Source organism: Paenibacillus oryzisoli (assembly GCF_050467285.1).
Taxonomy (GTDB): domain Bacteria; phylum Bacillota; class Bacilli; order Paenibacillales; family NBRC-103111; genus Paenibacillus_E; species Paenibacillus_E oryzisoli_A.
Genome location: NZ_JBCMUN010000009.1, coordinates 615,652 through 635,116, shown reverse-complemented (window position 1 = coordinate 635,116; position 19,465 = coordinate 615,652). Strand labels below are relative to the sequence as shown.

17 protein-coding genes are annotated in these 19,465 nt (G+C 52.3%); 15 read left to right on the top strand and 2 right to left on the bottom strand.

The annotated features are described in order from the left end of the window. Nucleotides 1-28: 28 nt before the first annotated feature. Nucleotides 29-682: a GDSL-type esterase/lipase family protein gene (locus ABE504_RS18205; protein WP_430091279.1), complete on the top strand. Its 654-nt coding sequence runs from the start codon at nucleotides 29-31 to the stop codon at nucleotides 680-682. Between the two features lie 7 nt (nucleotides 683-689). Here ABE504_RS18205 and trhA read toward each other — a convergent pair whose 3' ends face one another. Beyond that, entirely contained in the window at nucleotides 690-1,316 is a 627-nt protein-coding gene (gene trhA, locus ABE504_RS18200; protein ID WP_430091382.1) for a PAQR family membrane homeostasis protein TrhA, read from the bottom strand. A gap of 70 nt (nucleotides 1,317-1,386) precedes the next feature. Here trhA and ABE504_RS18195 point away from each other — a divergent pair, with 70 nt between their 5' ends. The 3 genes from ABE504_RS18195 (at nucleotide 1,387) to ABE504_RS18185 (ending at nucleotide 3,946) form a co-directional block, all read left to right on the top strand. After that, the gene (locus ABE504_RS18195) at nucleotides 1,387-2,157 is read left to right on the top strand and encodes an SDR family NAD(P)-dependent oxidoreductase (protein ID WP_430091278.1); all 771 of its coding nucleotides are present in this window, start codon (nucleotides 1,387-1,389) and stop codon (nucleotides 2,155-2,157) included. A 79-nt stretch (nucleotides 2,158-2,236) separates the two neighbouring features. After that, on the top strand, nucleotides 2,237-3,085 hold the full coding sequence (locus ABE504_RS18190; protein ID WP_430091276.1) for a DegV family protein: 849 nt from the start codon (nucleotides 2,237-2,239) through the stop codon (nucleotides 3,083-3,085). 18 nt (nucleotides 3,086-3,103) lie between these two features. After that, the gene (locus ABE504_RS18185; protein WP_430091274.1) at nucleotides 3,104-3,946 is read left to right on the top strand and encodes a DegV family protein; all 843 of its coding nucleotides are present in this window, start codon (nucleotides 3,104-3,106) and stop codon (nucleotides 3,944-3,946) included. 121 nt (nucleotides 3,947-4,067) lie between these two features. Here the strand turns inward: ABE504_RS18185 and ABE504_RS18180 are convergent, their stop codons facing one another. Then, the gene (locus tag ABE504_RS18180; protein WP_430091272.1) at nucleotides 4,068-6,206 is read right to left on the bottom strand and encodes a HelD family protein; all 2,139 of its coding nucleotides are present in this window, start codon (nucleotides 6,204-6,206) and stop codon (nucleotides 4,068-4,070) included. A gap of 171 nt (nucleotides 6,207-6,377) precedes the next feature. Between ABE504_RS18180 and ABE504_RS18175 the strand changes: the two genes are divergently transcribed. The 11 genes from ABE504_RS18175 (at nucleotide 6,378) to ABE504_RS18125 (ending at nucleotide 19,451) form a co-directional block, all read left to right on the top strand. Beyond that, nucleotides 6,378-6,857 (top strand): glutathione peroxidase, encoded by a 480-nt coding sequence (locus ABE504_RS18175; protein ID WP_430091270.1) that lies wholly within the window; start codon nucleotides 6,378-6,380, stop codon nucleotides 6,855-6,857. 37 nt (nucleotides 6,858-6,894) lie between these two features. Beyond that, a complete protein-coding gene (locus tag ABE504_RS18170) occupies nucleotides 6,895-7,428 on the top strand; it encodes an MOSC domain-containing protein (protein WP_430091268.1) in 534 nt (177 codons plus the stop codon). A 137-nt stretch (nucleotides 7,429-7,565) separates the two neighbouring features. Further along, a complete protein-coding gene (locus tag ABE504_RS18165) occupies nucleotides 7,566-7,733 on the top strand; it encodes a hypothetical protein (RefSeq protein ID WP_430091266.1) in 168 nt (55 codons plus the stop codon). A 13-nt stretch (nucleotides 7,734-7,746) separates the two neighbouring features. Then, nucleotides 7,747-8,073 (top strand): DUF1904 family protein, encoded by a 327-nt coding sequence (locus tag ABE504_RS18160; RefSeq protein WP_430091265.1) that lies wholly within the window; start codon nucleotides 7,747-7,749, stop codon nucleotides 8,071-8,073. Between the two features lie 190 nt (nucleotides 8,074-8,263). Continuing rightward, nucleotides 8,264-9,349, top strand: coding sequence for a glycosyltransferase (locus tag ABE504_RS18155; protein WP_430091263.1), 1,086 nt, complete (start codon nucleotides 8,264-8,266; stop codon nucleotides 9,347-9,349). A 187-nt stretch (nucleotides 9,350-9,536) separates the two neighbouring features. Next, the gene (locus ABE504_RS18150; protein ID WP_430091262.1) at nucleotides 9,537-11,624 is read left to right on the top strand and encodes an RICIN domain-containing protein; all 2,088 of its coding nucleotides are present in this window, start codon (nucleotides 9,537-9,539) and stop codon (nucleotides 11,622-11,624) included. A gap of 305 nt (nucleotides 11,625-11,929) precedes the next feature. Next, nucleotides 11,930-14,167: a helix-turn-helix domain-containing protein gene (locus tag ABE504_RS18145; RefSeq protein WP_430091260.1), complete on the top strand. Its 2,238-nt coding sequence runs from the start codon at nucleotides 11,930-11,932 to the stop codon at nucleotides 14,165-14,167. A gap of 246 nt (nucleotides 14,168-14,413) precedes the next feature. Continuing rightward, nucleotides 14,414-15,367: an ABC transporter permease gene (locus ABE504_RS18140; protein WP_430091258.1), complete on the top strand. Its 954-nt coding sequence runs from the start codon at nucleotides 14,414-14,416 to the stop codon at nucleotides 15,365-15,367. A gap of 24 nt (nucleotides 15,368-15,391) precedes the next feature. Next, a complete protein-coding gene (locus ABE504_RS18135; protein WP_430091256.1) occupies nucleotides 15,392-16,255 on the top strand; it encodes a carbohydrate ABC transporter permease in 864 nt (287 codons plus the stop codon). A 90-nt stretch (nucleotides 16,256-16,345) separates the two neighbouring features. After that, a complete protein-coding gene (locus ABE504_RS18130) occupies nucleotides 16,346-17,926 on the top strand; it encodes an extracellular solute-binding protein (RefSeq protein WP_430091255.1) in 1,581 nt (526 codons plus the stop codon). A 76-nt stretch (nucleotides 17,927-18,002) separates the two neighbouring features. Further along, on the top strand, nucleotides 18,003-19,451 hold the full coding sequence (locus ABE504_RS18125; RefSeq protein ID WP_430091253.1) for a glycosyl hydrolase family 28 protein: 1,449 nt from the start codon (nucleotides 18,003-18,005) through the stop codon (nucleotides 19,449-19,451). The last annotated feature ends 14 nt before the right edge of the window (nucleotides 19,452-19,465 follow it).

The following is a 19,465-nucleotide window of genomic DNA, read 5'->3' as shown; positions in this document are numbered from 1 at the left end:
TACGTCACGCTTAGAGGAGAGGATGGCAGTGGAAAAAAGAATACATTATTTGGCGTTTGGCGATTCACTGACCGTTGGTTATGGTGCTTCGGAAGGGCATGGCTTCGTTCCCATTTTGCAGAATAGACTCGAAAGCAAGCTGAACGTGCCGGTTACACTGAAGCATGCGGGCACAAACGGTGCGACTACTGAGCAACTGCTGGAAGCCATCAAGTCCGATGCCGAATTGCAAATGGAAATCCAGAAAGCGACTCTCATGACGATTACAGCGGGCGGCAACGATTTGATCCAAGCGGCGATTCCGTTCTTTTACGAAGGCGACAAAGCGGTGCTTAAAACCGCGCTGCACACGTACGAAATCAATTACCGGCGAATGATTAATGCCATTAACAAAATTCGTGCCGGCATTGCCAAGCCCTTGCTCATTGCGGTGATCGGTTTATATAATCCGATTCCTCAAGTTCCCGATGCGGCGTATTGGGTGCAGCGGTTCAATCTGTTCCTGCGCAAGCTGGAGCAGCCGCATCTGTGTGTTGTACAGGTATATGACGCCTTCGTCGGGCAGGCGATGCGCTATATTTCCGATGACGCCATTCACCCGAACGAAGATGGCTATGAGCAAGTGGCGAACCGGCTGGAAGCCGCTCTTTTGGAGCAGCTGCAGCAGTTCGATTTTGCCTGAACGAATGTTACTTGACATAGCCGAAAACGGATATAAAATGACAGGCGCTGCCAGCAAGTACAAACACGTGCCAGATGGCATGGTGGTAGGGGATGCGCCGCCATACATAGAAGATGGAACCGAACGTATAGAGGAGCCCGCCAGCGACAAGCCAGATGATACCGCCAAGCGCCAGGTTTTCATAAAGAGGCTTGAAGGCCGCGACGATCAGCCAGCCCATGAGAATATAGCACAGGGTTGAAACGAGAACGAACCTTTTGACGTAATACACTTTGAGTACAATGCCGAGGATGGCGAGTCCCCAGATGACGCCGAAATACGTCCAACCCAGCGCGCCGCGCAGCGTAACAAGCAGATACGGTGTGTAGGAGCCGGCAATCAGCACATAAATCGCGGCATGATCGAGTACCTCGAATACATCCTTTACCCGCGGCGTCTGAAAGGCGTGCAGCAGCGTGGAGCAGGTGTAAAGCAGAAGCAGCGCGCTTCCAAAAATACTGAACGAGACGATATGCCAACCGTTGCCTTCCTGACAGGCGATCACGACTAGCAGGACAAGCGCGGCGAGGCTTAGCACAATTCCGAAGCCATGAGAAATGGCGTTGGCTTTTTCTTCCTTAGCACTATAAGTCATTGACATAGGACAACCCTTCTTTCCAATTACTTTAAGGCATTAATTACAACATAGATAGGACGATGCGGAGATGTTTTTACCTTCATTTGAGTTGAAAAATAAAGTTGCGCTTGTGACAGGCGCCGGCCGGGGGATCGGTCGGGCGCTGGCGATCGGCCTCGCGGAAGCGGGGGCGGACGTGGCGATTTTTGCCCGGACGGCAGGCGATCTTGCCGCTGTTGCGGAGGAGATTCGCGCTCTAGGCAGACAAGCCTACCCGATGACAGTCGACGTCACGAAGCGGGAGGACATCGAGCAGGCGGTGGCAGAAGTTATCCAGCAGACCGGCCGCATTGATATTTTGATCAACAACGCGGGCATGAACATCCGCAGCCAGGCGCTGGCCGTGACGGATGAAGAATGGGATAAGATCATGCAAACGAATCTCAAGTCGGCGTTCTTATGCTCCCAAATTGTGGGTGGACATATGCGTGAGCAGTCGTACGGCCGTATCATCAATATCGCGTCTGTCGCTGGGCATGTGGCGCTTCGGACAGGCGTCGTGTATGCCGCGACGAAGGCGGCGATGATTCAGATGACCAAAGTGCTCGCGTTGGAGTGGGGTCCCTACGGCATTAACGTGAACGGGATCGGGCCTTGGTATTTCCGGACACCGCTGACGGAGAAAATTTTGGATCAGCCTGACTATTTGGCCGAGATTATCGCAAGAACGCCGCTGCGCAGAGTCGGCGAGCTGCAAGAGCTCGTGGGGCCGGCGGTATTTCTGGCATCGGATGCGGCCAATTACGTTACGGGTCAGACCCTGTTTGTCGACGGCGGGATGACCATCTACGGCTTTTAAGAGAAGGTCTTTACAGCCTGATCTGGACGTGATAATCTTCACATGAATTTGAGACTTCGGAGATAAGGTGGTAAGTGGCATGTCACGTGTCCGTATTTTTACCGATAGCACAAGTGACTTGGGAGCGGAGCTGCTGCGGCAGCACGAGATTGGGGTTGTGCCGCTCTATGTGGTTTTCGAGGATGAGACGTATAAGGACGGCGTGACGATGCATGTGGAAAGGTTATTCCAGCGGGTGGCGGAAACAGGTAAGCTGCCGAAGACAGCGGCGCCATCGCCGGCCGATTTTGAAAATGCGTTTCGTCCCGTCATCGAGGCGGGTGACGACATTGTGTATATCGGGCTTTCGTCCGAAGTTTCATCCACCTATCAAAATGCCAAAATCGCTTCCGACGCGTTCCCGGAGGGACGCATTACGGTGATCGATTCCCGCAGCCTGTCGACTGGCATCGGTATGCTTGTGCTGACGGCGGCGGAAGCCGCGGAGCAGGGCAAGAGCGCTGGAGAAATTCAGTCGATCGTTGAAGGGATGATCCCCAAAATCGACGTCGAATTCATTATCGATACGCTGGAGTTTTTGCATAAAGGCGGGCGGTGCTCAAGCGTGCAGCATTATATCGGCAGTCTTTTGAAAATTAGACCGGTCGTAAAAGTGATTGACGGCGCGATGACACTGACGGATAAAGTTCGCGGCAAACGCGAGAAAGTGCTTGCGCAGCTGCTTGACAACACTCTGGTCAATATAGACGCCATGAACACGTCGTTTATGTTCATTACGCACGCGAAGGCGGCGGAGGAAGCGGAATATGTAAAGCAGCGAATTGAAGAGCTTACGGGCATGAACAGGGTTTATGTGACGGAAGCCGGCTGCGTCATCTCCAGCCATTGCGGGCCGCAGACCGTCGGAATTGTATACGCCAAAAAATAAGAAATGATGTGGACAGCGATGACAACGATCAAGATTATGACAGACAGCAGCTGCGACCTTCCGGGTGAAATTGTGGGGGAGATCGGGGTTTCGGTCGTTCCGCTCTCCGTACAGTTCGGCGAGGAGTGCATGAAGCCGGATATGGCGCTCACGGATTTTTATGCGCGAATGAAAGTGGAAAGCAGCTTGCCGACAACGGCGAGTCCGTCTCCCCAGCATTTTCTCCATGAGTTTCAAAAGGAGGGCGCTGATCGGGATCTGCTTGTCATTTGCCTGTCCGCTCAGCTCAGTTCGACCTATCATCACGCTGTTATGGCGCGGGAGATGCTGCTCGAAGAGGGGTATACCGGGCGCATTGAAGTGATCGACTCGATGACGACCTCGCTAGGCTTGGGGGTGCTGGTCTATCAAGCGGCACAGCAGGCTGCGGCCGGAGTACCGTTCGAGCACGTGGTGCGCGGGGTGCATGCGGCGATTGCGAAGAGCGACACGTTCTTTTTCTTGGATACGCTGGAAAATGTGATCAAAGGCGGCCGCTTGGATCGCGTTCGCGGTACAGTGGCATCCGTGCTGAATATTAAACTATTAATGAAGAAAAGCGATGAAGGCACGATCGAAGTGGTAGAGAAAATTCGCGGCACCCAGCAGGCACTGAAAAAGTTAATGACGTATCTGGACGCCAAGGTGCACGATTACGACAAGGATGTCATCGCTATCGCCCACAGCAATTGCGAGGCGAGAGGCCGCGATTTCATGCAGGCGCTGCTGCAAAAGCATCCGTTCCGCAACGTCCTGTTCGCGAACATGGGCACGGTCATCGGCACGTATGCCGGCGAGGGCGGCGTGTTGGTGGCGTATTAGGCGGTGGGCTGTTGAATGCCTTCTCGCTCAATCGCCAGGCAAGACCGGTGCCTGGCACAGCCTGCAGGGCACCTTACAGATGAAGAAGCCGCAAGCCCCAGGGGGCAGCGGCTTCTTCTGGTTAAAACGGCGACACTGTTGTCACGATGTCGGGATTATCGGCGGCGACGAGCGGCGAAAGCTCGCCCGGCGCCAGCAGCCACAGCTCGTGCAGCGCGCGCGTGCAGCCAACGTAGAGCAGCTTCGCGTCTATGAGCGAAGACTCGTAGTGCTTGGCGGTGGCGTCCACGAGCAGCACCGCGTCAAATTCGAGTCCTTTGGTCAGATAGACCGGAAGGACGGAGATGCCCCCACGATACACGCGCTGCTTCGCCGTGATCAGGTTGACTTTGTGGCCGGCGGCGGTCAGCTGCTCATGCAGCTCCTGCGCCTGCCGCTCCGTGCGCGTCACGACCGCGATGGTCGACGCGCTGCTGCTCTCGAGCGCAGTGAGCGCCTGCGCGATCTGCGCAAAGCGCTGGGCCGGCGCTACCTGCAGCACGCGCACTTTGTTGCCGCTGCGGAACACCGGCACGGCGAGCAGCGGGTTGTCGACGCCGCGCTCCAGCACGGCGTTGGCGAACTGGATGATCTCCATCGTCGAACGGTAGCTGCGGTCCAGTTCAAAGTAGGCGGTGCCGTTTTCTTCGAAGAGGCTGGAAAATTCCTTCCAGTCATGAATGCCTTGATACGCGTGAATCCCTTGCGAGAGGTCGCCGAGAATCGTAAAAGAATGATTGCGCGTATACATGTCGAGCACGGCGACCTGAAACGGCGAGAAATCCTGCGCCTCATCAATCACAACGTGATCGAACAGCTGCTCTGACGGAACGCCGTTCAGTCTGGCGTGAATATATAAAAGCGGGGCGAGATCCTCGAGCTCCACTTCTTTTTTCTTGAAGCGCTTGAGCGAAGCGGCCGCGATCGGTTCCGGCACGGCAGTTGCGCCGTCTTTTCCGTCGAACAACTGCTTATAGAACGTAAAGGCCGTATGCTCCGGCCAGCCCGTGAGGTAGGTGCGCAGACGCTGCGCGCCTTTTTTCTTGAGTTCTTTCTTCTTGGTCTGCTCCCAGACCTTATCAAGCTGCATCTCCATCCAGCGTTTGATGCGGGCGACGACGCGCTCGCGCCGTTTGATCAGCGGATAATGTTTATTTTCCACAAAAAACCATTCGCGAATCATGGCAAGCTTCAGTCTGGCGCCCTCCCATGGGATGAAATCGTCGACGGGCACGTAGGTCTTTTCAAATTCGGACAAGCGCTCGTCAATCGCACGTTTGAAAGCGACGGCGCCTTTCCAACGGCCTGGAGCGTTGTCGTCGACGATGGGTCTTGCGCTGCCTAGGGAGAACCAGGTTTGCAATGTCAGCGCAGGATCGGCGAGCTTGACTTCGTGATCCAGGACTTCGAGCACCCAGTCGGTGAACGTGTTCTGCTGAATGTTGCCGACGCCGAGCTCTGGTAGAACTCCTGATATGTAATCGAGAAACATCGAGTTTGGAGCAAAAATAATCATGCGCTCTGCGCGAACCTGTTCGCGGTATTGATAGAGCAGGAAGGCGAGCCTGTGCAGGGCGACGGTCGTTTTACCACTGCCCGCGACCCCTTGAATGATGAGTGCGGTGTTTTTAGCGGCACGGATAATGCGGTCTTGCTCCGCTTGAATCGTCGAGACGATGTCGCGCAACTTGTTGTCCTTATTCTCGCCAAGCCGGTAGAGCAGGAATTCATCGCCGACGGCCAAGGAATCGGCTTCCCGGTCGTACGTATCGACGACGCGCTGCAAAATCTGTTTGCGCACCACAAGGTTGCGCTTGAGGTATACGAGCCCTTCGATCAAGCCGTCCGGCGAATCGTAGGATGCCGCGTCCAGCCCGCCGGTGAAGGAATAGAATAAGCTGGCAACCGGTGCCCGCCAGTCAATCACAAGCAATTGGCCGGTGCGTTCGTCTTCGACGCCGGTTTTGCCGATGTAGAGTGGTGCGGGGGATGCAGTGCCGGACTCCTGAAAGTCCAACCGGCCGAAATAGGCCTCATCAATCGCCTTCGCCAAATTTTGACGGCCATGCTCGCGCTGCACTTCCAGCGCTTGCTCCGTCAGGTCGGGCCCGTAGTAGACAGGTGTCTCCCGGAGCCGCTTCAGCTGCTTGTCGATCTCCACATTGGTGCGTTCGAGTCGCTGCAGTTCATCTTGATAGGCACTTTGAGTCTCTGTGTCCAAGATCAGTTACCTCCTAAGAGTTGGAATATATTGCTGTGGAAAAGAAAGCAGGTAAACACTATACCACACCTGACTTCATATATAAAGAGGCGTGATGGCATTTGGGCTCTTCCCGCAGGAATGGTATACTAAGAGAGGAAAGAACCCCCACATGCGAAGGAGAAGATGCAGATGTCGATCTACGATATTGAAGTTCAAACCATTACAGGTGAAACAAAATCCCTGTCCGCCTACCGCGGTCAAGTGCTGCTCATTGTCAACACCGCAAGCGCATGCGGGCTGACGCCGCACTATCAAGGACTGCAGGCGCTGCATGAGCAATATGGCGACCAAGGCTTTACGGTACTGGGCTTCCCTTGCAACCAGTTTGCAGGTCAAGAACCGGGAACGGATGAGGAGATTAAACAATTTTGCGAGTTGAATTACAACGTCACGTTCCCTTTATTCCATAAAATCGACGTCAAAGGCGAGAACGCGCATCCGCTGTACACGTATTTGCTGGCGAACACGCCAGAGCCTTACCGTACAGGCGACATTGAATGGAATTTCGTGAAATTCCTCGTGGATGCCGAAGGTAACATTGTCAAGCAATACAGCGCACGGACAGAACCGTCGGCGATTGAGCCGGACATCGAAGCGCTGTTGGCGTAAGCGGGTTTTGACTAGACGAAAAGGGTGAAGAGAACTCATGGAACGGGTTGGCCGCATTGAAGCGGTGTGCATTGCAGACGGAGAAACGTTTCTTACACGTGACTTGGATGAGATTGAACTGAAGTTCGGAGGCATGGAGGGCGATCGACATTTTGGGCTTTTCGCCAAGGCCGATGTGCGCCAGCCGATGTACAAGCGCGGGCAGGAAATTATGAACCGCCGGCAGCTTAGTCTGGTGTCGGTGGAGGAGCTGCGCGAGATTGCGGAGCGTATCGGTGTGCCCGAAGTGAAAGGAGAGTGGCTCGGCGCGAATCTGGTGGTGAGCGGTATTCCCGAGTTGACAAAGCTGCCGATGGGCCTTCGCTTAATGCTGCCTAGCGGAGCGGGCATTGTGCTCGAGGGCGAGAATGAGCCGTGCTCCGGGCCGGGGCGGGTGATTGCCGAGCATTACGGCGACAAGCTGCTCACGAAGCTTTTCATTCAGCAAGCCCAGCAGAGGCGCGGCCTTGTGGGCTACGTCGAGCGGCCGGGCTTGATCCGGCGCGGGGATCTTTTTCGCATTTTGAGATAAAAAATTAACGCTTGGTTAAAGGAGTTTTGTCGGTTCGCAGCGAAAGAGTTGGAAAAAGCTCGAAAAAGAGCCTCATCGCGGACCTGGAGGGTGTGGAAATGTCACTTGGCAATTGTGAGAGATGTGGAGCTATGATCATGAATCGGCCGGATCAGCTATGTGTGGCTTGTACCCAGTTGATGCTGGAGGAGACTCAGGTTGTGAAGGCGTATGTGCGCACGCACCCGAACGCGACTGTGATGGAGGTTTATCATCAAACCGGCGTTTCGCTGCAAACGATCAAAACTTTCATGCAGGAGCAGTAGAGGAGATCAGGGTATGCCTCATATGGTAGTTAGAGGAATAAGCGCCCCGAGAATGGCTTCGATCAGCCAAGCGCTGATTCAGGAATTGGCCCAGGTGTGCGGCTGTGGCGAGGATAATTTTATGCTGGAATGTCTGCCTACGGTTTCTATCTATGGCGGAACCGTGTGCGAAACATATCCGTTTGTTGAAGTCGGCTGGTTTGAACGAGGACAGGACGTGCGGGACGCTTACGCCGGAGTACTCACCAAGCATATTCATTCACTGGGAATTCCGGAAGTCGAAATCGCGTTTAAAGTGTATCGGGAAGATAGTTATTACTGGAACGGAAAATTGGTTTAGCTTGCAAAGACTGTACGCTGGAGGCGTCTCCGGGTGTATGGTCTTTTTTGTGCTGTATCGGACTTTTCTCTATGCTGCTGCCTCCTAGTCCGGCCTGTCCTTGCGAACGCTTTGCGACCCAGCCACATATAAATTGAATAGAAGGTATGGGAGCCGTGAACAACAGGGGACATCATGAGGGGGCATCCATGTGATTTCGATAAGCTTGTGCATGATTGTGAAAAATGAAGAACAATCGCTTGCCCGCTGCTTGCAGTCTGTAGAAGGCATTGCAGATGAAATCGTGATCGTCGACACGGGATCGACGGATCGGACGAAAGAGATTGCGGCCTCGTTTGGCGCGGTCATTTACGATTTTGCCTGGATTGATAACTTCGGCGCTGCGCGCAATTTCGCGTTCTCGAATGCGACGCAGGAATATATCCTGTGGCTGGATGCGGACGATGAATTGGAGGAAGCGGACCGCGTCAAATTCAAGGAACTGAAACATACGTTGGACCCAAGCGTCGATAGCGTCTCGATGAACTACCATCTTGCTTTCGACGAAGCGGGCAATGTGACGTCCAGTTTGCGGCGTAATCGCTTGGTCAAGCGGTCGCGCGGTTTCAAGTGGGAAGGGCTTGTACACGAGGTACTGCTCGTCTATGGCGAGATGTTTGCCGCCGACATCGCCGTCACACATAAAAAAGACAAAGCGTACACCGACCGCAATCTGCGCATTTACCGCAAGCGGGAAGCGGAAAATGAGAGCTTTTCGCCACGGGATCTGTTCTACTTTGCCAATGAGCTGAAGGATCATGCTTACTATGACGAGGCGATTGCCTGCTACAATCGGTTTCTGGCCACGGATCAAGGCTGGATTGAGGATGTGTATGCGAGCTGCCTGCGGTTGGGCGAATGTTATGCGGCGCTGGGCGATTCGCACAGGATGCTGCAATCGTACCTCCAGGCGCTCATCTATGACAAGCCGCGGGCTGAAATGTGCTGCCGGGTCGGCGCCTATTTCCTGGAACGGAATCGGCTGGAGGAAGCTGTCTTCTGGTATGAAACCGCAGCGAAGGCGAAAATGCCGGAGGGGAACATGGGCCCCATCGATCACGCCGCATGGACATGGCTGCCGCATTTGCAGCTTTGCGTGTGCTATGATCGGTTAGGCGAGCATCAGTTGGCTTATGAGCAGAATGAAAAGGCGTACGCGCTGAATCCGTCGCATCCGAGCATGCAATATAACCGGAATTATTTTGATGCGCGGTTCCAAATGGAGAAGGGTAGCTAGCCGATCGAAAATAATTGTACTTCATTTAAAAACTTTAGCCGTTTATATGGAGGGGAAAATTATTTAAAGTACGGGATGGAAGCGATTTCCTGAATACGAAGTGAGGTGATGCGTCTGGGCCCCAATCCGTCCTACAGGTGAAGGTGAGTGAATCATGAATACGCCGTAAAGGAGATGGTTTTAAAAAATGAAAAAAATAGTTTCGCTTTCCGTAGTTTTAAGTCTGCTGTTAAGCTTGATTGGTTATGTGTTGGAAGACAAACCGGCGAATGCAGCGACCACGTCTTTTGCGCATCCGGGGCTTTTACATACACAGGCGGATTTGGACCGCATGAAACAGATGGTTGGTGCCGGCACACAGCCGTATCTGGACGGGTGGAACCAGCTGGTCAACAGCCCGCTGTCGCAAGCGAACTGGACTCCGCGTGCCACAGCGACAATTATCCGCGGCGGCACAGGCGATAACGTGGCTTTGTTGTTCAACGATATTGCACGAGCGTACCAGAACGCCTTGCGTTGGAAAATCAGCGGCAGCACCGCCAACGGCGACACGGCCCGTGATATTTTGAATGCCTGGTCGTCCACGCTGACAACGCTCTCCGGCAATGCCGACCGCTATTTGGCTTCCGGATTGTACGGGTATGAAATGGCCAATGCGGCCGAACTCATGCGGGATTATCCCGGTTTCAATGTGACCCAGATGCAGAACATGCTGACCAATGTATTTTACAAGCCGCTGAACGAGCGCTTCCTGATCGGCAACGAAAATGGCAGCGATCACAATGACGCGTATATTCAAAACTACTGGGCGAACTGGGATCTCGCCAATATGGCTGCGACCGTTGCGATCGGCATTTTCTGCGACCGACGGGACATTTACGACATCGGCGTGGACTATTTCAAACACGGCGCCGGCAATGGCTCTATCTACAATGCGATTCCGTTCCTGCAGCCGAATGGGCTTGCGCAGTGGCAGGAATCCGGTCGTGATCAGGCGCATACGCAGCTGGGCATTGGACTCATGGCCACGATCAACGAAATGGCCTGGAATCAAGGCGACGATCTGTACGGATGGGCGAACAACCGCTTCCTGCGCGCTGCTGAATACGTGGCGAAATACAATAACGGCGACGACAACGTTCCGTTTGCCACCTATGAATGGGGATCGGGGACGAATGGAGCTGTGCAGACCCAAACCGTCATTTCCAGTGCCAGCCGCAACGAGTACCGGCCGATCTGGGAAATGATCTATAACCATTATGCCAACCGCAAAGGGCTGTCGGTGCCTAATATTGCTGCTCGCGCAGCTCTTTCCAGACCGGAAGGAGGTCCGAACACCCAGTATCCTTCTACCTTCGACCAACTCGGCTTCGGAACGCTTCTCTACACCCGGTCGGCTGGCAGCGGCGGAACCGCGGCGACGCTTCCCGGCGGCAACATTCCGAATGGGACGTACCGTTTTACCGTGCGCCTTGACGGCAAGGCGATGGGGGCGGCCGGCACCTCCAACGGTGCGCAAATCCAGAAGATTACGTATACCGGAGCGGCGAGCCAGCAGTGGAACGTCACCCATCTTGGCGGAGGACAGTACAGCATCAAGAACGTGCAGAGTGGACTTTCCTTGGACATCCCAAGCTCATCGTTGGACCACGGCGCCAAATTCCAACTATGGAGCAGCAACAGCGGGGATAATCAGAAGTTTGCCTTTATCCCGACCGGGAGCGGTTACTATCGCATCACGCCCGTGATTTCGAACAAACCTGCCGACGTGGTAGGCAACTCTACCGCAGAGGGAGCGCTTATTCAGCAGTGGCGATACGTGCTCGGCGCCAATCAGCAATGGCGAATCGAGCCGGTGTCAGTGAGCGTCCGCCTGCAATCGTATAACTTTCCAGACCGCTATATTCGGCACAGCAGCTATCGTGCGCGGATCGATGCCAACGTAGCTCCTGCCCAGGATACACAGTTTAACATGGTTGCCGGCCTGGCCGACGCGACGGGCGTATCCTTCGAGTCTGTCAACTTTCCGGGTCGATTCTTACGCGTCCGCTCCAATGGGGAAGTATGGCTGGATCAGAACGATGGCACGACTGTGTTTAAAAATGACGCTACGTTCCGCCGGGTGGCGGGCTTGGCGGATGCTCAGAAATCGTCCTATCAGATGTGGACGGATTCAACCAAATATTTGCGCCACGCAAACTATTTACTGTACGCCCAGTCCGGCTCCGGAGCGACATTTAATGGGGATGCCACCTTTACTGAGGTCGCTCCATAAGTCGACCCCTGTGCAAATGAGCGGCCTATTGTGAGAAAGAGCTCAATTCCTTCGGGGATTGGGCTTTTTCGCGATTGCAGATGGATCATTGTGTATAAAACGAAAGAAAATGCACGTCATTTAATGATTTTGAAATAGGCCGCGGTGATGGGCTGTGGTACGATATGGAAACAAAGTCAGCCTTTTTCATAATAAAAGGTTAAAAAAGTATAGTTTCTTCTTAAAAAATCGCATTCATGCGTAATGGCTCGTTTAGTATAATGAAAACGTTCTCAAGTTAAAGGAATCAGTTTAGGAGGGGAAATATGGGGAGTCTGTTCCATAAATATAAAACAACGGTTTTTACCCGAATTATTCTTTCGTATACGATTTTGGCTGTCGTTCTGATGGGCTTGGCTGGCGGATATTTGTATGCTCAAGCCAATCGGATGATGGTGGATGAGATTGCCCGTGAGAGCAAGACGCGTCTTGAAGCGACGAGGGATTATATGGAGAAGACGCTGCTTGTGAAATACGAGAACGATTTGCAAACTAGACTGGTCTATACGACAACACATCATAATAACAACAATCTGTATCCACTAATGGACAGCGGTTGGGATGGAAATCTCAGCAAGATTGTGTCGCTGCGTCAAGATCTTGAGTTTTTGAAGGCAGCGAATGAAGGGATTTCAAATCTAACCATTTATTTCAAATCCGGAAATTATGTTGTGGACAGTTTCGGCTTTTTTATGCGGCCTGAAAATTCGACGGATGCGGAATTTCTGCTTTCACTCGACAGCATTCCGATGAAAACTTGGTTTCCACGTTCTTTGGTGGACGGCAAGCAAGTAATGAGCTATGCGGTCATGCTTCCTTATCAATCTGCTGACGCTGCGAAACAAGGCTATTTTATCGTAGATCTGGATATGTCTTTTATTCGGCAATCGGCGGCGAATATTTTGGGCTCTCCGTCCGACCGTCTGTATATGATGAATAAGGCAGGGAAGGTCATCGTGCAAACGGCGGAAAGCCGTGAAGAAGAACTGGCTCTTTTGCAAAACGCCCAGACACAAAGCGCGTCTGTGGTCACGCTCGTCGATCCGAAGTTAGGCAAGGCTGTATTGTCCCATCTGGACGGCACGAAGTCTTCTTACGGCTGGTCGTACGCCATGGTCCGTTCCATGAATTCTTTTGTCCTGTCATCCAAGCAATATCAGACCAGCGTCATCATCGGCTGCGGAGCGGTGCTTCTGCTTGGGCTGTTGATTTCTTATATGATGTCTAGACAATTTTATAATCCGATCAAAGGGCTCATCGCCAATTTGCGTTCCTTGTATCAGCCTCAATCCGAGCATGCGCCGATGAATGAATATGCCCTAATCGACAACGCCTTGCGTTTCATGGGCCAGAAGATCAAATCGTTGGAAATCCAAGCGGATTCCGAGAAATTGAAAAATATTATAACCGGAACAGGCCAAGGCACAGAATTTCCAGAGGCGATCTATCAATGCAAGGGCTATCAAGTTGCCTATATGTACCTGCTGAAAGGGGACAGTGAACAGATCGATTTGTGGTATGAGCGGAACGATCATCCGCCTCAGTGCCATTTTATTGTGCTGAATGCGAGAGAAGGCGCGCTTCTGTACAAAACGAATGACCGCACAGAAGGAAGAGATCAAGTCATCGGCATGGTGCTGCATGAGATGAAGACCGTGCTGCGCGGGCAGGTGGAATTCGGCGCCGCCATTGGGCCGTGGGTCGGGCTGCCAGAGGAGATCCAGATTTCCTATCGCATGGCGGTTCAAGCGTACCGATACCGGTTCCTATATGGGGCGGACGCCGTTATTTTGCATTCGAAGATTACAGGTCTCGATCCGAATCCGCAGTTGTTTGCCTATGACATGTACAAAAATATGTTAAAAGCCGGCGATCTCAGCGGAGCCGATAAGTTTCTGGATGAATTCCTGGACGTCCTCAAGGCTCGCGAGCTGAAGCTTGAAGCGGTGGAAATGGCGCTGCTGCAGTTGGTCACTTCCCTGTATCAAGTCGTCATTGAGCTGGAATTGCAGGAGATGGTATCGCCCTCCACGATCTTTGACGAGCTGAAGAAAAGCACCTTACACGATACGATGAACTCGATTCGCGCCGTATCTTCACAGATTGCGATTCACGTTCGAGATTCCAGCAACAACGGCCACGTGGAAGTCATTATGAAGCTGAAAAGATACATTGATGAACATCTTGGAGATGAGCTTTCCTTGAATGTGATGTCTGACGTTGCATCGCTGGCGCCGGCGTATGTCTCCACATTGTTCGGAGAAATCATGAAGGAATCTTTTACGGAGTATGTGACGAGAGTGCGGCTTGAGCAAGGGGCGGCGCTTCTTCGGGAGGAGGGACGGATGCCGGTTGCAGCAATCGCCGAGAAGGTTGGGTATCGTAACCATAAATACTTCCACAACAAGTTCAAAATGCGCTTCGGCATTACACCGGCGCAATATCGCAACATTCATGCGACGGCAAGCGAGTCCAGTTCCGGCAATGCCTGCCCGCAGGAGTAAGGGAAAAGGTGCAAAGCTTCTCAAGGGATTGAGAAGACTGCACCTTTTTGCCGCTTGTTGACCTTTTCTAAAAATTTTATAACCGGTATTGAAAGAAAACAGAACGATTTGAATGATTTTGCAATTGATAAGCCCCTATTCCGGTTTGTATATTGAGTCCATGGAACCGGCCAAACGCAAGCAATGCTGCGTGAAGCGATTTTTGAAAGGAGACATGTAGCTATGAACCCGGAGGAGGCAACGAGAATGAGCAGCATGGAGCGGGCCGTTAATAAGAAAGTTGCCCGCAAAACAGGCGGTATATGGTCACAGTATGTCAAGAACAGATACATGTTCTATATGCTGTTTCCGGTGCTGGTCTGGTACGGCATTTTTGCTTACGGTCCGATGTATGGCGTTCAATTGGCGTTTAAGGACTATATGATCAGGGACGGAATTTGGGGGAGTCCTTGGGTGGGATTCAAGCATTTTGAGTATCTGTTCTCGCTCTCACCCGATTTCTGGCATATTATCGGTAACACGCTCGTCATCAGCGCCTATCATATTGTATTTGGGTTCCCGGCGCCGATTATATTCGCGCTGCTGCTGAATGAGATTCGAATTCCGATCTTTAAGAAAATTTCGCAAACGATTTCTTACTTGCCTCACTTTTTATCATGGATTGTCATCGGCGGGATTTTGATTACGTTGCTATCTCCAGGGACCGGCGTGATCAACTATTTGATAAAAATGCTGGGCTTCGATCCGATTTATTTTCTGGGCACGGAGAAGTATTTCCGATTTACGCTCGTCACCTCGGCGATCTGGAAAGAAGTGGGCTGGGGCACGATTATTTATTTGGCCGCCTTAGCCGGCGTGGACTCCCAGCTGTATGAAGCGGCCGTGCTGGATGGCGCCAACCGCTGGAAACAGACGCTGCATGTGACGCTGCCGGCGCTTCTTCCGACGATCTGCATCTTGCTCATCATGCGGGTTGGCGGCGTGCTGGACGCGGGTTTTGACCAGATCTATACATTGTATTCCCCAGCCGTGTATGGCGTAGCCGACGTATTGGATACGTATGTATATCGTGTCGGTCTGCAAGGAATGCAGTTCGGCTTAACGACGGCCGTAGGGTTATTCAAGAATGTCATCGGCCTTGTGCTCGTTCTCTCTACGAACTACGTCATTAAGAAAATGGGACAAGAAGGGCTGCTATAGGCGCGCAGAAAGGAGTGAACCAAGATGAGAATGACGCAAGGGGAAAAAGTTTTTCAGACGTTACTTATTATTTTTATATCCGTGTTAAGCATTGCGATGATCTATCCGTTTTTGCATGTACTTTCCATCTCCTTGAGCACCGCTCGGGAGGCGCTTCGTCCAGGCGTACACTTCTACCCGCATGAGATTTCGTGGTACGCCTGGAAGAAGGTATTCAGTACGGAAACGGTATGGACGGCATTCGGAAATACCGTATTTCGTACGGTCATCGGCACCGTATTGTCGTTATTCTTTATGTCGCTCGGCGCGTATCCCTTATCGCGCAAATATTTACCGCATCGCAACTTCTACACGATGGTGATCATCATTACCATGTTCTTCGGCGGCGGTTTGATTCCCACGTATTTGCTCATCAAATCGTTGGGGCTCATCGACTCTCGCTGGGCGCTCATTATTCCTGGATTGATCAGTACCTATTCGATGTTCATTCTTCGGAACTTCTATATGGGCATTCCTTCGGAGCTAGAGGATTCGGCCAAAATGGATGGTGCCAACGATATTCGTATTTTGACCAGCATCATTATTCCGTTGTCCAAGCCGGTTTTGGCGACTTTGGCCCTCTGGTCTGCGGTAGGACACTGGAATGCGTGGTTCGATGCTTTGATTTATATCCAAGACCAGTCCAAGCTGGTTCTCCAGATTTATTTGAGACGGTTGGTCATTACGTCGGAGGGCGATCCCATTTTACCGCTGAGAACGCCGGATATGGAACCTGAAACCGTTAAAGCGGCGGTGATCATGTTTACAGCCATGCCGATTCTAATTTTATATCCCTTCTTGCAGCGTTACTTTGTTAAAGGGGTTATGGTCGGTTCACTTAAAGGGTAGGCTGCAGCATTTGGTTTACACGGTAGGCTTTCGAGCAGCGCCGTCTAAATAAATAGATTAGGGATACATCGATAAGGAGGAAAAAAGGAAATGGGTCAAAGAAAGAAATTTGCAATTACCACGACGGCTGTAGCGCTGTCCGCCTCTCTGCTGGTGGGGGGCTGCAGCTCAGGAAAGGACGCTTCATCGTCCGCATCGCCAGGCGCGAGCGCAGGAACAGAGAAACCGATCGAAATTGTGATCGCCAATAACTACAATGCGCCTGAAACGGACGATAACTTCGTACAAAAGAAATTGGAAGAGAAATTCAACATCAAGATCAAGAATGTCAAATATGAACGTTCCAGTTGGAAGGAGAAGTTCAGCGTATCTCTGGCCTCTGGTGAGACACCTGATTTGTTCCCGGTCGACGTAACGGAAACGGACATGGTGCAGTGGGCGGATCAAGGCATTATTGCCTCGCTCTCTGTCGATGAGATCAAGAAATATATGCCGAATTACGTGAAGGCCTTGGAATCTGTCGATAATACGGCTTGGGACATTGGGCTTTACAAAGGCAAGAACTGGGGAGTTCCCCGGGTATATCCGGGCGGGCTGAACGGCTTCCTTCCTGCTTATAACGAACAGTGGCTGAAGAAAATCGGCTACACCTCGACACCCAAAACATTGGCTGAAGTTGAAGATGTGCTGAACAAATTCGTTAACAATGACCCTGACGGAAATGGCAAGAAAGACACCTACGGTTTGGGAGGCAGGGGTAAGCTGACCAATCAGTTGTTCCCGAGCATTTTCGCTGCCCATAATGTCGCTCCTTATCAATTCCGACTGGCTGCTGGCGGTAAAGCAGAGTATGGCGGAATTTCCGAAGATGCGCGGGCAACGCTTAAGCTGCTGGCCAAATGGTATAAAGCCGGATATATCGATCCGGAATTCATCACTTCCGACAACAATGAAAACAACGTAAAAGTAGCAAATCAAAAAATCGGCATGCTGGATAACGTTCAGCCGGGGAACACGTACCTGGAATCCGGCTATATCGGCAAACCAGCGAATGAAAAAGGCTTAAGCTATATCCCGGGTTCCATCGTGTCCACTGATGGTCAGCTCCACGCCGTTGCCTACGGCGCGCGTCAAGCCCCGATTCTGATCGGCGCGAACGCGGCCAAAGACGAGGCTAAGCGCATTAAGATTTTGCAGCTGCTGGAGTATGTCTCTACCAATGATGAAGGCTGGTTGTTGACGCAATACGGCGAAGAAGGCGTCAACTATACACGTGATGCGAGCACGGGACTGGTTGTGGCTAGCACGGATCCTAACATGGCGGGAACTAAGGCAGGCGCTTCGGGCTTCTACAACATGCTGGGCGGCGTCGACAGCTCCAAATCGAAATATAATACTAAACCGATCTATGCGGAGCTGAGCAAAAAGTATTATACCGAAGCTGGCATCAAACTTATTACAGATCTGATCGGTCCTACGGTCTTGACCAGCAAGCCAAAGTACTGGACGAACTTGCAGACGCTGCAGGACAGCTACTTTATCAAGGCGATTGCGGGTGAAGTCAACACAGACAGCGATTTTGATACGTATAAGAACAATTGGCTGAAATCTGGCGGCCAGGAAGTCACCGATGAGGTTACGAAGGTTTACCAGGAGCGCACGAAAAAATAACGTGTAGGCAAACAGGGCTGGAGCATGTGGGTTGTGTTCCAGCCTTTCTTATTCCAGCGAAGGGAATGTACATGCAATGGAAATGAATGAGGGGAAACTCAAGGTGTATTCGGTTCCGCGCGAGGCGGTCGGCAATTCCGATTTCACGGCCCGAGTCAGGTTGGCGAATGGAGAGTGGAAGGATCTCTTTACCTACGAGGTTCGGGTCGATATGCACGATGTGCGCAGCTCGTCGATGGCGGCGTTTGATTTTGAAGGCGCCGTGGAGGTGGAAATTGTCAGCCATCGGGCGGTTCCCGAACGTGTAGAAATTCGCCCCAACTCTTCGGGTATTGTGCCGGAAGTCGAAGGACGGCGTATTTGGTTTAAGTTGGACAAACCATCCAAGTTGAGTATTGAAGTGAATGGAGAGCGCTTCCACAATCTGCATCTGTTTGCGGGGGAGGTTGAGACAGATGCTCCGCAGCCCGAAAGCCCAGGCGTCGTGGTTGTGCAGCCAGGCACGCATAGTGCCAACGGCCTCATCGGGAAATTGAAGGCGTCTTCGGAGGGGGCGGAACCGCCGTCAATCTTGTACTTCGCCGAGGGATTTCATTGTATTGAAGACGGGCTGCTGCCGATCCCTTCGGATACGACGGTTTACATCGCTGGAGGCGCTATCGTTGTCGGCTCGATGCTGTGCAGACAGGTAGAGAATGTTGTCATCCGCGGACGGGGCATGATTTATTTGCGGGACATTGAGAAGACGACCTATTGGCGCAGCGTACAGATTGATCATTCCAAACAGATCGAAGTTGAAGGTATTATTTCGGTTGATCCGCCGCATTACAGCATTCACCTGGGGCAGTCGGAGCGGGTCAAGATCCGCAATTTCAAGTCCTTCAGCACGCGAGGCTGGTGCGACGGCATCGACATGATGTCATGCACAGACATTGACATCGACGACGTATTTCTTAGGACCTCTGACGATTGCATCGCCATCTACGGCAGCCGGGGAGCATTCAAAGGGGACACCAGGTCTATTCGTGTGAGAAATTCGATTCTTTGGGCTGATGTTGCGCATCCGATTAATATTGGCTGTCACGGCGATCATGAGCTGGAGGGAGATGTCATTGCGGATATCCAGTTCGATCAGATCGATATTTTGGAGCATCATGAGCCGCAGGACGGTTATTGGGGCTGCATGTCCATCAATGTCGGCGATCGCAACACGGTGCGTAACGTCAGCTTCCGCAATGTACGCGTGGAGCCTTTTGAACTGGGCCGACCGATTGACATTCGCGTGCTGCAGAACGAAAAATATAACCCGTGCCCAGGCAATGCCGTCCGGAATATCACATTTGAGAATATCAGCTTCGACGGGGAGTGTGACCATCCTTCGGTGATTGGAGGGTATGACGAGCGCCGGACGGTGGAGGGCGTAACGTTCCGAAATCTCCGTATGAACGGACGTTTGATCTTATCGCCGGAAGAAGGAAACTTTGCGGTCGGGCCACATGCCCATCGGATTGTTTTCGAAGCTTGAGGCAGGGGGCGTGA

Bases quoted from the DNA above. Each gene is read 5' to 3' on its own strand.
- ABE504_RS18145 (WP_430091260.1), top strand. From the start codon at position 11,930: ATGGGGAGTCTGTTCCATAAATATAAAACAACGGTTTTTACCCGAATT.
- ABE504_RS18160 (WP_430091265.1), top strand. From the start codon at position 7,747: ATGCCTCATATGGTAGTTAGAGGAATAAGCGCCCCGAGAATGGCTTCG.
- trhA (WP_430091382.1), bottom strand. From the start codon at position 1,316: ATGACTTATAGTGCTAAGGAAGAAAAAGCCAACGCCATTTCTCATGGC.
- ABE504_RS18190 (WP_430091276.1), top strand. From the start codon at position 2,237: ATGTCACGTGTCCGTATTTTTACCGATAGCACAAGTGACTTGGGAGCG.
- ABE504_RS18175 (WP_430091270.1), top strand. From the start codon at position 6,378: ATGTCGATCTACGATATTGAAGTTCAAACCATTACAGGTGAAACAAAA.
- ABE504_RS18125 (WP_430091253.1), top strand. From the start codon at position 18,003: ATGGAAATGAATGAGGGGAAACTCAAGGTGTATTCGGTTCCGCGCGAG.
- ABE504_RS18170 (WP_430091268.1), top strand. From the start codon at position 6,895: ATGGAACGGGTTGGCCGCATTGAAGCGGTGTGCATTGCAGACGGAGAA.
- ABE504_RS18150 (WP_430091262.1), top strand. From the start codon at position 9,537: ATGAAAAAAATAGTTTCGCTTTCCGTAGTTTTAAGTCTGCTGTTAAGC.
- ABE504_RS18140 (WP_430091258.1), top strand. From the start codon at position 14,414: ATGAGCAGCATGGAGCGGGCCGTTAATAAGAAAGTTGCCCGCAAAACA.
- ABE504_RS18195 (WP_430091278.1), top strand. From the start codon at position 1,387: ATGTTTTTACCTTCATTTGAGTTGAAAAATAAAGTTGCGCTTGTGACA.
- ABE504_RS18135 (WP_430091256.1), top strand. From the start codon at position 15,392: ATGAGAATGACGCAAGGGGAAAAAGTTTTTCAGACGTTACTTATTATT.
- ABE504_RS18165 (WP_430091266.1), top strand. From the start codon at position 7,566: ATGAATCGGCCGGATCAGCTATGTGTGGCTTGTACCCAGTTGATGCTG.
- ABE504_RS18185 (WP_430091274.1), top strand. From the start codon at position 3,104: ATGACAACGATCAAGATTATGACAGACAGCAGCTGCGACCTTCCGGGT.
- ABE504_RS18130 (WP_430091255.1), top strand. From the start codon at position 16,346: ATGGGTCAAAGAAAGAAATTTGCAATTACCACGACGGCTGTAGCGCTG.